General features: G+C 64.7%; 9 protein-coding genes. 5 read left to right on the forward strand and 4 right to left on the reverse strand.

The window, feature by feature from the left end:
• Positions 1-94: 94 nt before the first annotated feature.
• Together XI05_RS36870 and XI05_RS36875 are read right to left on the reverse strand one after the other, a co-directional pair.
• The gene (locus tag XI05_RS36870; protein WP_271510883.1) at positions 95-1537 is read right to left on the reverse strand and encodes a UdgX family uracil-DNA binding protein; all 1443 of its coding nucleotides are present in this window, start codon (positions 1535-1537) and stop codon (positions 95-97) included.
• Positions 1537-2772 (reverse strand): putative DNA modification/repair radical SAM protein, encoded by a 1236-nt coding sequence (locus tag XI05_RS36875; protein ID WP_271510885.1) that lies wholly within the window; start codon positions 2770-2772, stop codon positions 1537-1539. The genes XI05_RS36870 and XI05_RS36875 overlap by 1 nt, the downstream gene beginning before the upstream one ends.
• 162 nt (positions 2773-2934) lie before the next feature.
• On the opposite strand from XI05_RS36875, the gene XI05_RS36880 reads away from it, so the two are divergent.
• The 3 genes from XI05_RS36880 to XI05_RS36890 are packed head-to-tail and all read left to right on the forward strand — an operon-like array spanning position 2935 to position 8673.
• Entirely contained in the window at positions 2935-3723 is a 789-nt protein-coding gene (locus tag XI05_RS36880) for an ImuA family protein (protein ID WP_271510886.1), read from the forward strand.
• The gene (locus XI05_RS36885; protein WP_271510888.1) at positions 3620-5215 is read left to right on the forward strand and encodes a Y-family DNA polymerase; all 1596 of its coding nucleotides are present in this window, start codon (positions 3620-3622) and stop codon (positions 5213-5215) included. Before XI05_RS36880 ends, XI05_RS36885 begins: the two co-directional genes overlap by 104 nt.
• Complete coding sequence (locus XI05_RS36890) at positions 5212-8673, forward strand: error-prone DNA polymerase (RefSeq protein WP_271510889.1); 3462 nt, start codon at positions 5212-5214, stop codon at positions 8671-8673. The genes XI05_RS36885 and XI05_RS36890 overlap by 4 nt, the downstream gene beginning before the upstream one ends.
• A gap of 254 nt (positions 8674-8927) precedes the next feature.
• On the opposite strand, the gene XI05_RS36895 is transcribed toward XI05_RS36890, so the two are convergent.
• Both XI05_RS36895 and XI05_RS36900 read right to left on the reverse strand, forming a co-directional pair.
• On the reverse strand, positions 8928-9698 hold the full coding sequence (locus XI05_RS36895) for an SDR family NAD(P)-dependent oxidoreductase (RefSeq protein WP_271510891.1): 771 nt from the start codon (positions 9696-9698) through the stop codon (positions 8928-8930).
• Between the two features lie 165 nt (positions 9699-9863).
• Positions 9864-10151 (reverse strand): hypothetical protein, encoded by a 288-nt coding sequence (locus XI05_RS36900; protein WP_212251384.1) that lies wholly within the window; start codon positions 10149-10151, stop codon positions 9864-9866.
• A 53-nt stretch (positions 10152-10204) separates the two neighbouring features.
• Between XI05_RS36900 and XI05_RS36905 the strand changes: the two genes are divergently transcribed.
• Entirely contained in the window at positions 10205-11605 is a 1401-nt protein-coding gene (locus XI05_RS36905; protein WP_271510893.1) for a CoA transferase, read from the forward strand.
• A gap of 145 nt (positions 11606-11750) precedes the next feature.
• Positions 11751-13001 (forward strand): efflux RND transporter periplasmic adaptor subunit, encoded by a 1251-nt coding sequence (locus XI05_RS36910; protein WP_212259666.1) that lies wholly within the window; start codon positions 11751-11753, stop codon positions 12999-13001.
• The last annotated feature ends 12 nt before the right edge of the window (positions 13002-13013 follow it).

A 13013-nucleotide genomic window follows, 5' to 3' on the forward strand; every position in this document is an offset into this window, starting at 1 on the left:
GGTCAAGGCATTGTCCGCGATGGATTTGAACCCTGGATGACAACCGAGGCGCGAAAGCCGTTTTCCTGCAAGTATGCCGTTGTCCTGTCAGCGCTTAGGCGGCGCGTGCGGCCTTCTTCTGCAAGCCGGCGGCGATCTTCAGATCCTCGACAAAGCGTCGATACTCCAGCACCTTGGCTTCGGGATCGGGCAGCCGCAGCAGATAGGACGGATGCACCGTCACGAGCGCTTTGCGCCCGTCGGGAAGATCGATCAACCGGCCGCGGTTCTTGCCGATGGGAGTGATCTTGCCGAACACGCTCTGCGCTGCAGTTGCGCCCATCGCCACGATGAGATCGGGCTGGATTGCCGAAACTTCCCGCTCATACCATTGCCGGCACGCCCGGATCTCCGGGGTGTTCGGCTTCTGGTGCAGGCGGATCTTTCCGCGCGGCACGAATTTGAAGTGCTTCACCGCGTTGGTGACATAGACCTTCTTGCGGTCGACGCCGGCCTCCTCCAGCGCGCGGTCGAGCATCTGCCCGGCCGGGCCGACGAAGGGATGACCGGCGAGGTCTTCCTTGTCGCCGGGCTGCTCGCCGACCAGCATGATGTTGGCATTCTTCGGGCCTTCGCCGAACACGGTCTGCGTCGCGTCCTTGTAGAGATGGCAGGCGCGGCAATGCGCGGCCTCCTCGCGGAGCGTTTCGAGATCGTCGGCAGCTGGCTTGCGTTTCATCGGAGCCTCCGGCCGCTTCTGAGGCTTATGCGGATCGGTTGCGGCATTGGCGATCATGGCACCGGTCATGCGTTCGGCGTCCTCGATCAAGGGCTTAATGATCGAAGCCTCGGGCAGGTTCCTCCAATATTTCTTCGGCATCTCGGCCTGCATCGCCTTCACCTTGAGCCGGGCCGGATTGAAGATGCTGGCGTAGTAACGCCGCCAGGTTTCCTCGAGACGGTCTTCGCCCGGCGCCTCGCTCTTGCTGACGCCCGGCGTGAACGAGAGCGCATGGCCGTCCCAATGCGCGCAGAGGTCCGGGGTCAGGATCGACCAGGGCATGTCGGCAAAGCGCTTGGCGAAGAACGGCGCGGCGAGTTCGACGATGAGATGCTCCGGCTCGAACCATGCGACGTAATGCGCCTGGCGTTCCCGGCCGATCTCGCGGAAGCGCACGAAGGCGTGCATCTTGTGCTCGTCGCGATAGACGGCTTTCGCCATGGCCGTGACTTGCGCGACATCGGGGTCGGTCGCGACCTCGATGAGATCGTGGTTGTCCTTCAGCCGGAACAGCAGGCGATAGAGGATCGCAAAGCGCTCGCCGTCACGATGCAGGATCGCCGCCTTGGCGAGCTCGACGAATTTGCCTGATACGTTGAAGGTGCCGTCGTTCACCTCGAGGATCGGAGACGGCGCGGGCGGCGCGAACAACTCCGCTTCGCCGCCTTGCACGGTCCAGGTGATATCGCTGGGCGGCACGTGGTGAAGCACGAGGCTCCGCGCGGCCTTGCGCCAGCCGTCGAAATCGGTTTCGGTGTCGAGGGTGATGTACTGCATCAGAAGCCAAATCCCAGTTGCGTTGCCTTCGGCTTGAACCGTTCGATCAGCCCGGCGGAATCGAGACGATGCGATGAGGGGCGGTGATCGCTGAGGACGATGAACGGCAGCGCCTTGTTGCGTGGCACATGCAGCCGCGCGAGATCGGCGAGGCGGATCGTGGTGGTGCGCCTTGTTGCGATGATGCGGTCGACCGTCCTGGTGCCGAAGCCCGGAACGCGCAGCAGTTCCTCACGGCTGGCGCGGTTGACGTCGAGCGGGAAGCGATCGCGGTGGCGCAGCGCCCAGGCGAGCTTGGGATCGATGTCGAGCGGCAGCATCGCGCTGTCGTCGACGATCTCGCCGACATCGAAGCCGTAGAACCGCATCAGCCAGTCGGCCTGGTAGAGCCGGTGCTCGCGCAGCAGCGGCGGCGCGCGCATGGGCAGTGCGCGGCTGGCATCGGGGATCGGGCTGAAGGCGGAGTAATAGACGCGCCGCAGCCGGTAGGCGCCGTAAAGGTTGGCGCTGGTGTGGAGAATGGTGTGATCGGAGGCGCTATCTGCGCCGACGATCATCTGCGTACTTTGTCCGGCGGGCGCGAAGCGCTGCGGCTTGGCCTTTGTTTTCGTTGTGCGGTTCTCCTCGGCCTCGTCCAGCTTCAGCCGCAGCCGGCCCATGGTGCGGCGGATCGCGCGCACGTCCTTCTCCGGCGCGAATTGCTGCAGGCTCGCCTCCTCAGGCATCTCGATGTTGATCGAAAGGCGGTCGGCATATTTGCCGGCCTCCGCGATCAGCGCATCGTCGGCCTCGGGAATGGTCTTCAGGTGGATGTAGCCGCGGAAGTGATGCTCCTCGCGCAGTTTGCGCGCGACGCTCACCACTTGCTCCATCGTGTAGTCGGGGCTGCGGATGATGCCGGAGGAGAGAAACAGGCCCTCGATGTAGTTGCGCCGGTAGAAGTCGAGCGTGAGCTTGACCAGTTCGTCGATGGTGAAGCGGGCGCGTGCTACGTTCGAGGACGCGCGGTTGACGCAATAGAGGCAATCGTAATTGCAGGCGTTGGTCAGCAGCACCTTGAGCAGGGAGATGCAGCGTCCGTCCGGCGCGTAGGAATGGCAGATGCCCATGCCAGGCGCAGTCGAGCCCATGCCCTTGCCGTCGCTGGAATCCCGCTTCTCGGTGCCGCTGGAGGCGCAGGATGCGTCGTATTTGGCGGCGTCCGCCAGAATCTCCAGTTTGCGTTGCACGTCCATTTGGGAATCCCTTTGATTCAACTCATGAATCCGACAGCGCGCCAATTCGATTGACTCTTCGAGCACCGTTAGCTTTATATTAGAACATATCATGAACAAATGAGCCAGCCGTTGGTTCTTCTTTTGAAGACCACGGCACCAATTCCTGAAGGAGCGGCGAGCATGAGCGGCGCACGCATCAGCGCGCTTGCGACCTTGCGCAGCCAGATCGAGCGCATCGAGACGGCGGAGGTCGTGCATCAACACGATCGCGTCGCGCTCGGCCACAGCGAGGCCGACAGCGCGCTGAAGGGCGGGCTCGCGCGCGCGGCGATCCACGAGGTGTTTTGCGAGGGGCGCCAGGGCGCGGCCGCGACGGGCTTTGTCATGGGGCTTGCGGGACGCGTGAGCGCGCGTCGGCCGCTGCTGTGGGTGCGACAGGATTTTTCAGAGCTCGAAGCCGGTGCGCTGTCGATGAGCGGGCTTGCCGAACTCGGCCTCGATCCGCGCCGCCTGGTGATGGTGCGCGCGGCCGATGTCGAGAGCGCGTTGCGCACCTCGGCCGATGCGCTCGCCTGCGATGCGCTGGGCGCCGTCGTGCTCGAGCTGTGGGGCGAGACCAGACAGTTCGATCTCGTGGCAAGCCGCAAGTTGACGCTGGCCGCGCAAGGCTCGGGCGTTACCGGCCTCTTGCTGCGGATGGCGGCGCAGCCGCTGCCTTCGACCGCGGAAACACGATGGATGCTGCGGGCGGCGCATTCGCCGCCGGGCTCGGTGTGGAGTGCCTGGGGCGCGCCGGTGTTCGATGCCGAGCTCTTGCGCAATCGTCATGGCCCGTGCGGCCGGTGGATCATGGGATGGAATTGTGATGAGTGCCAGTTCAGTGAACCGTCGACGTATCCTCAGCCTGTGGCTGCCGCGCCTGCCCATCGACAGGATCCAGCGGTTCCTTGGCAGCGCCGGGCTGGGTAAAACCAATCATGAGCCTGATATCGTCGTCATCAAGGACAACAATGCGCTGGTGATCCATGCGCTGGACGAGGCAGCCGAGCGCTTCGGCCTGTATATCGGCCAGCCGCTCGCCAATGCGCGGGCGATGTGTCCGGACCTGCGTGTGTTCGACGCCGACCCTGTCGCCGATGCGAAGACGCTCAGCGATATCGCCGACTGGTGTGACCGTTTCACGCCGCTGGTGGCGCTCGATGCGCCGCACGGGCTGTTCCTGGACATCACCGGCTGCGCCCATCTGTTCGGCGGCGAGGCCGCGCTGCTCAAGACGCTGGTCCGCGCGCTCGGTCGGCAAGGCTTTGCCGTCAGCGCGGCGATCGCCGGCACCTCGATCTGCGCCCGCACGCTGACGCGGCAGGCATCCGGCACCATCGTTGCCGATGGCGGCGAGGCGGAGGCGATCAGGTCGTTTCCAGTCTCCGCGCTCGGTGCAGGTGAAGCCATCACCACCGGCCTGCGTCGCGCCGGGCTGAAGAGCATCGGCGACGTCGCCTCGCGCAGCGCCTCCGAAATCACGGCGCGGTTCGGCGAGCGCTTCTCCACGCTGCTCGCCCATGCGCTGGGGCAGGGCGATGCGCCGATTAGCCCGCGAAAACCGCTGCCCGATTACATCGTGGAAAAACGCTTTGCCGAGCCGATCGCGACCGACACCATGATCGCGATGACGCTGTCGCGGCTGGCCGACACGTTGATCGCGTCCATGGAGAAGCAGGGCAAAGGCGCACGGCGACTTGAAGCGGCATTCTTCCGCACCGATGGTGTGGTGCGCGCGATCACGGTCGAGACCGGGCGTCCGGTGACGCGAAGCGCCGTGATCGACCGCCTGTTCCGCGAGCGGCTCGATGCACTCGCAGATCCCCTCGATCCCGGCTTCGGCTTCGACATGGTGCGGTTGTCGGCGAGCCGCACCGAGATCGTGGTGCAGGAGCAGCGCGATCTCGATGCCCATGTCCACGACAATGACGAGCTCGCCGCGCTGATCGACCGCATCGCCGCGCGCATCGGGGGAAAACGCGTCGTCGTGCACCTGCCGCAGGATACCCATGTCCCCGAAAGCGCGGTGCTGGCCGCATCGGCGCAGCATCATCTCACCGCCGCCATGCAGGCGGAATGGCCTGTTCGTGCCGAGAGCGAGCCGCCGCTGCGCCCCTTGCGGCTGTTCGACAAGCCGGAGCCGATCAAGGTGCCGTTCGCGACCGTGCCCGATGGCCCGCCGCATCAATTCACCTGGCGCCGCGCGCTGCATGCGGTGGTGCGGGTGGAGGGCCCCGAGCGCATCGCGATGGAATGGTGGCGGCAGGACGGCAAGCAGCTGACGCGGGATTATTTCCGCATCGAGGATGCCGAAGGCCTGCGGTTCTGGATCTTTCGCGACGGTCTCTATGAAGGCGAGGTGTTCGACGGTGACGGCAAGCCTGCGTCTCCCGGCTGGTATGTGCACGGTCTCTTCGCATGAACACGCTTGGCTATGCCGAGATCGGCATCACCACAAACTTCTCGTTCCTGCGCGGCGGCTCGGATCCGCGCGCCTATGTGCATCAGACGAGCAAGCTCGGGATTCCCGCGATCGGCATCGCCGACCACAACACGCTCGCCGGCGTGGTGCGCGCCTGGAACGAGCTCGACAATGACGAGGTGTTGCACAAGCCGAAACTGTTGATCGGCGCCCGCATCGTCTTCATCGACGGCACGCCCGACATCCTGGTCTATCCACGCGACCGCGCCGCCTATGGCCGGCTGTGTCAGCTCCTCACAAGGGGCAAGCGCGGCGACGACATCACGCGGATCGAGAAAGGCGAGTGCCGTCTCACCTTCGCCGATCTCCTGGAATTCTCGGAAGGCCAGCTCCTGATCCTGACGCTGCCGCATCGTTTCGAGCCGGCGCGGGCGCTGGATGTTCTCGCAAAGCTTAGGGATAGCCGTGCCGAAGGCGTGTGGCTGGCGGCGAGCCTGCTTTATCGCGGCGACGACAAGCGGCGCCTCTCGCGGCTCGATGATCTCGCCGCAAAGGCCAAGGTGCCGCTGCTCGCGACCAATGAGGTGCTGTATCACGATCCCCGCCGCCGTCCGCTTCAGGACGTGCTGACCTGCATCCGGGAAAAGACCACGATCGAGGCGATTGGGCGGAAGCTCGAAGCCAATGCCGAGCGCTTCCTGAAGACGCCGCGCGAAATGGCGCGGCTGTTCCGCGATTTTCCCGAGGCGATCGCAGAGACCATGCGCTTTGCGGACGCAATCGAGTTCTCGCTCGATCAGCTCAAGTACCAATATCCCGACGAGCCGGTACCGCCGGGCAAGACCGCGCAGGGGCATCTGGAGGACCTGACCTGGGCGGGCGTCGACAAATATTTCGGCGGCAAGATCGACGACAAGCTGCGCGCGACCTTGAACAAGGAGCTCGCGCTGATCGCCGAGCTGAAATACGCGCATTACTTCCTCACCGTGCACGACATCGTCCAATACGCGCGCAGCCAGAACATTTTGTGCCAGGGCCGCGGCTCGGCGGCGAACTCGGCCGTCTGCTACGTGCTCGGCGTCACCTCGGTCGATCCGACCAAGGTCGATCTGTTGTTCGAACGCTTCATTTCCAAGGAACGGCTGGAGCCGCCCGACATCGACGTCGATTTCGAGCATTCGCGCCGCGAGGAGGTGATGCAATATGTCTATCGCCGCTACGGCCGCCACCGCGCCGCGATCATCGCCACCGTCATCCACTACCGCCCGCGCAGTGCCATCCGTGACGTCGGCAAGGCGCTGGGCCTGACCGAGGACGTCACCGCCGCGCTCGCCGACACCGTCTGGGGCAGCTGGGGCAAGGGCCTCAACGACATGCAGGTCCGCCAGGCCGGGCTCGATCCGCAAAATCCCATGATCAACCTCGCGGTCGAGCTTGCGACCGAGCTGATCGAATTCCCGCGCCATCTCTCCCAGCATGTCGGCGGCTATGTGCTGACCCAGGACCGGCTCGATACCTATGTGCCGATCGGCAATGCCGCGATGGACGACCGCACCTTCATCGAATGGGACAAGGACGACGTCGACGCGCTTCATATGATGAAGGTCGACGTGCTCGCGCTGGGCATGCTGACCTGCATCAGGAAATGTTTCGATCTCATCGACCAGCACAAGGGCGAGCGTTTTGTGCTTGCGAGCGTTCCCCAAGACGATCCCAACGTCTACGACATGCTGTGCCGCGGGGAATCGCTTGGCGTGTTCCAGGTCGAGAGCCGCGCGCAGATGAACATGCTGCCGCGGCTTAAACCGCGGACCTTCTACGATCTCGTCATCGAGGTCGCGATCGTGCGCCCCGGGCCGATCCAGGGCGACATGGTGCATCCCTACTTAAGGCGGCGGAACGGGCTGGAAAAGGTGAGCTATCCCTCGCCGTCGCCCGAGCATGGCGACAAGGACGAACTCTACAAGGTGCTGCACAAGACGCTCGGTGTCCCGCTGTTCCAGGAGCAGGCGATGCGCATTGCGATCGAGGCCGCACATTTCACCTCCGAGGAAGCCAACGGCCTGCGCCGCTCGATGGCGACCTTCCGCAACGTCGGCACCATCGGCCAGTACGAGGAGAAGCTGATCGGCAACATGGTCGCCCGCGGCTACGATCCCAATTTCGCTAAAAGCTGCTTTGACCAGATCAAGGGATTTGGCTCCTACGGCTTTCCGGAGAGCCATGCCGCGAGCTTTGCGCAGCTGGTCTACATTTCGTCGTGGCTGAAGCACTATCATCCCGACGCCTTCTGCTGCGGTCTGTTGAACTCGCAGCCGATGGGCTTTTATGCGCCGGCGCAGATCGTCGGCGATGCCCGCAAGAACGGCGTCGAGGTGCGCGACATCGACGTGTCCTACAGCTTTGCGCAGAACACGCTGGAGGACACTGACGGAAAATACTGCGCCGTGCGCCTGGGCTTTCGCCAGATTGATGGATTTCACTGGCTGGACGAGGATGAAGAGAGGCTGAAGCGCTCCCAATCGTCATTCCGGGGCGCGCAAAGCGCGAACCCGGAATCCATCGGGCCGCTTACGCCTGGCGAAATGGATTCCGGGTTCGTCGCTGACGCGACGCCCCGGAATGACGATGTCGAGAAGACCCAGGATTGGGCCGACCGCATCGTCGCCGCCCGCAACCGCCGTCCCTTCACCACGCTGGAAGATTTCGCCCGCGACACCGGGCTGCCCAAGCGCGCGCTGATCCTCTTGGCGGATGCCGATGCGTTCCGCTCGCTCGGGCTCGACCGCCGAGAGGCGCTGTGGCAGGTGCGGCGGCTGCCCGACGACGTGCCGCTGCCGCTGTTCGAGGCGGCGACCGCGCGCGAGCAGCCGGACGAAGGCGCAAAACCGCTGCCGGTGATGCCGCGCGCCGAGCAGGTGGTCGCGGACTACCAGACCATCCGGCTGTCGCTGAAGGGCCACCCGATGGAATTCCTGCGCGAGATGTTGACGCGCGAGCGCATCGTCGCCTGCAAGGAGATCAGCCATGAGAACGAGCGGCGGCGCGTCCGCTGCGCCGGTGTGGTCCTGGTGCGGCAGCGGCCGGGCAGCGCCAGCGGCGTCGTGTTCATGACGCTGGAGGACGAAACCGGCATCGCCAATGTCGTGGTGTGGCCCAAGATCATGGAGCAGTACCGGAAAGAGGTGATGGGCGCGCGCCTCATCCTGGTCGAGGGCTACATCCAGAGCAGCCCGGAGAAGGTGACGCATCTCATCGCCCAGCGCATGGTCGACCGCTCGCACGATCTGGTCGGATTGGCCAACGATGCGCTAAGCCGCAAACATCCGGTGCCCGCGGGCGCCACCGTCGTGGAGCCGCTCAACGAAGACCCCCGCGCCCTCGCGGATAGCCCAGCGCAAAAAATCCGTCACCCCCGCAACGTCCGCATCCTGCCACCGTCGCGGGATTTTCATTGAGGCGGGCTGCCCACCACGCCGACATTGCGAGCGCAGCGAAGCAATCCAGACTGTCCCCGCGGAAAGATGCTGGATTGCTTCGCTACGCTCGCAATGACGAGTTTGCTGACGCGATCGCGCGCCACACTCTCAGCTGCCGTAGGGTGGGCAAAGGCGCGTAAGCGCCGTGCCCACCTTCTGGGATCTCGTCGCGAAAGCGGTGGGCACGCTTCGCTTTGCCCACCCTACAAGTTCGTCGATGATGATGCCGCCCCTCAAAAATTCACCCGGTTCGAGATCGCACCATCCACGACGAGATTCGAACCCGTGGTGAATCCCGACACCGGGCTTGCCAGGAATACCGCCGCGTTCGCGATTTCCTGCGGCGTCGCCATGCGGCCGGTCGGGTTGCGCTTCATCGCGTCCTGGTACCGCTCCGGCATGTTCTTCTCGATCATCTCCCAGACGCCGCCCTTGAAGTAGACGGTGCCGGGCGAGACCACGTTGACCCGGATCTTCTCCTTCGCATATTGCCGCGCCAGTCCCTTGGCCATGTGGATCAGCGCGGCCTTGATCGGACCGTAGGAGCTCGCCGTGTCCGCCTGCGCCGCGGCGATCGACGAGACGATCACGAAGGCCGCATCGCCGCCTTCGGCGCCGCTTGCCTCGAGAAACGGCCGTGCCGCGTCGAAGGCGTGCACGGCGCCGAGCACGTCGAGCCGGAAATTCTGCTCCCAGGATGCGGGATCGTGCCCTTGCGCCATTGCGCCGGCATTGGAAAACAGCAGGTCGATGCCGCCGAGCGCTTTTCCAGCCGTCTCGATCCAGCTTTTCAGCGCCGCGCCGTCGGTGACGTCGACCGTGCCGCCGGTGGCGTCGATGCCGCTCGCCTTCAACTCCGCGACGGTTGCCGCAACCTGATCGGCGTTGCGCGCGCACACCGCGACATTGGCACCTTCACTGGCCAGCGTCGCCGCAATCGCCCGCCCGATGCCGCGCGTGCCGCCGAGCACGACGGCGTTCTTGCCCTTGAGACCGAGATCCATTGTTGGCTCCTTTTTGTTGGTCGGAGATACTGTAGCTGTTTCGCAAGACGCCCAGAAGCCTCCACGTCGTCATTGCGAGCGCAGCGAAGCAATCCAGAAATGCATCCGCGGAAACAGTCTGGATTGCTTCGTCGCAAGGGCTCCTCGCAATGACGGGGAGAGACCTCACTCCGGCGCAGCCCCCACCGGCGGGCCGCCGGGCGGCCGGTGCAGGAAGGTCAGCGAGGCGTAGGCGCCGGCCCATGAGCCGATCGCGGCGAAAGCGACATAGAACGGGTTCTCGGTGTAGCTGATCACGGCGTAGGAGGAGAGCATGTACCAGACTGCGCTCCAATTCGCCGCTGACATGCGCTTGCGCGCGATCACGGCCGAGGTGAACATGACATACACCGCGTCTGTGGCCGCCGTTGCGATGAACACGGCACCTGCGGTGAGAGGGTCGATGGCGGCCATTGCATTTCCTTATGTGCTAATAGGGTGCTGAAGGCTAAAGGGAGAGAAGGGTGATGCAAAGCCCCGCCGATATTCTTAGGGATATCTGGACCTCTGCCGGTGGTGACGCGGCCGCGCTCGAACGCGTGCAACTGACCGGCGAGGAGCCGCAAATCCCGTCCTCGTTTCGCGTTGCCGTCGCCGGCCAGACCACGATCGCGGCGGCCGGCCTTGCCGCCGCCGAGATCTGGAAGCTGCGCAGCGGCGAGGCGCAGGACGTCTCCGTCGACATGCGCCATGCCGTCGCCGAATGCCGTTCCGAGCGTTATCTGCGCCGCGACGACAAGCCGCCGCCACCGGCTTGGGACGCCATCGCCGGCGTCTACAGAACCGGCGATGGCCGCTTCGTTCGCTGCCACACCAACTTTCCGCATCACCGCGACGCCGTCTGCAAGGTGCTCGACTGCGAGCCCGAGCGCGAGAAAGTACAGGCCGCATTGATGCAGTGGAAGGGCGAGGACTTCGAAAGCGCGGCCTATGCCGCGGGCGGCGTCGTCGCCTTGATGCGCTCCTACGACGAATGGTCCGCGCACCCGCAGGCGCGCGCGCTCGCCCAATTGCCGCTGCTCTCGATCGAGAAGATCGGCGAGGCGCCGCCAAAGCCGTGGCCAAGAGGCGATCGTCCGCTCTCAGGTCTTCGCGTGCTCGATCTCTCCCGCGTCATCGCCGGCCCCGTCGCCGGCCGCACGCTCGCTGCGCACGGTGCGGACGTGCTGCTGGTGTCAGGCCCGGATCTGCCCGCGATCGACTGGCTCACCATCGACACCGGCCGCGGCAAGCTCACCACCTTCATCGCACTGAAGAGCGAGGCCGGCAGGGCGCAGCTGCGCGGGCTGTTGAAGGACGCCGACATCTTCTCGCAAGGCTATCGTCCGCGCGCGCTCGCCGCGCTCGGCTTTGCGCCGGAGCACGCAGCGCAGATCAATCCCGGCATCGTCTATGTCACGCTGTCGGCCTATGGCCAGGCCGGCCCCTGGGCCGAGCGGCGCGGCTTCGACTCCCTGGTGCAGACCACGACGGGCTTCAACCATGCCGAAGGCCAGGCCGCCGGCATCGATGGCCCCAAGGAATTGCCGGCACAGATGCTCGACCACGCCACCGGCTATCTGATGGCGTTCGGCGCGATGATGGCCAAGGCACGCCAAGCGTACGAAGGCGGCAGCTGGCACGTGCGCGTGTCGCTGGCGCAGACGGGGCGCTGGCTGTGGAATCTCGGCCGGCTCGAGGGCGGATTGAATACCCCGGATCTTACGGGCGAGGCCGTACATGCTGCGTTCATAGAACGCATGCAATCTGGCTTCGGCACGTTGAAGGCGGTGCAGCATTCCGCACTGCTGTCGAAGACGCCGGCGCAATGGAGCCGTCCGGCGATGCCGCTCGGCAGTCATCCGGCACACTGGCCGGCGCGAAGCTGACATGAAGCTGACGTGTCGCAAAATTTTAACGCAAACGGAAAGGGGCGAGGCGTTTTTTAGGTTGTTTGAACTCCCAATTCGGCACTATTAGCGCGACCGATCAGGCCGTCATTTGCCGAGATCGTCGCAGACACGACCGGGCCCCATGGTAGTTGAGAATACCAAGCGATTGCAGGTGCTTACAAAACAACGGGTGATCGCATCCGTAGTTTTACTAGCTCTCGCCGGCGCCGGTGCCGGAGCGTACGGCTTCTTCTCTTCGGGGGCGAAGGAAAAGAAGCACTCCGAAATCTCCAGCCAGTCGCGCAGGAATGCGCAGACCTTCACGCCGACGCCGTCCGAATGGGCGACGCTGACGATCGAGCCGGTCGCCGCCAGGAGCTTCCGCGCCGAGTATGTCACCGAGGGCAAGGTCGCAGTCGACGAGGACCGCTCGACGCCGGTGTTCTCGCCCTACGCAGGCCGTGTCACCAAGCTGCTCGCAAAGCCGGGCGAGACGCTGAAGCAAGGTCAACCGCTGTTTACGATCGAGGCCGCCGACACCGTGCAGGCCCAGAACGATTTCATAGCGGCGATGACTTCGCAGAACAAGGCGAAGTCGGCGCTCGAGCTTTCCGACATCCAGTTCAAGCGCGCCAAGGACCTCTACGAGGGCCATGCCATTCCGCTGAAGGATTACCAGCAGGCGGAAGCGGCCCAGGTGCAGGCGCGCAACGACATGCGCTCTTCTGTGACGGCGCTGGAAGCCGCGCGCAACAAGCTGCGCATCCTCGGCTTCACCGACGAGGCGATCAGGACGTTCCAGGAAAAAGGCGTCATCGACCGGGAGATCACGATCTATTCGCCGATCTCCGGCACGGTCGTGCAGCGCAAGATCGGCCCGGGCCAATACGTCAATTCCGGCGCGAGCGATCCGGTCTTCGTGGTCGGCGACCTCTCCACGGTCTGGCTCACCGCCTTCGTGCGCGAGAGCGATGCGGCCGCGGTGTGCATCGGGCAGGACATCACCGTCAACGTGATGGCACTGCCGGGCCGTCCGTTCAGCGCCAAGATCAACTACGTTGCCGCCGCGATCGACCCCGCCACCCGCCGCCTGTTGGTCCGCGCCACGATCGACAACAAGGACGGGCTGCTCAAGCCGGAAATGTTCGCGAACGTCACGATCTATTCGGCCGGCGACCGCGCCGCGCCGGCGGTGCCGAAGCAGGCGCTGATCTACGAGGCCGACAAGGTCCGCCTCTGGGTCGCGCGTGAGGACAAGTCGGTCGAGCTGCGCCAGATCAAGACCGGTCTCATCAACGGCAATCTCGTCGAGGTCACCAGCAATCTGAAGCCCGGCGAGCAGATCGTCACCAAAGGCAGTCTGTTCATCGACCGTGCGGCGTCCGGCAGCTGATCGACGACCCAA

The organism is Bradyrhizobium sp. CCBAU 11357 (assembly GCF_028128865.1).
Taxonomy (GTDB): domain Bacteria; phylum Pseudomonadota; class Alphaproteobacteria; order Rhizobiales; family Xanthobacteraceae; genus Bradyrhizobium.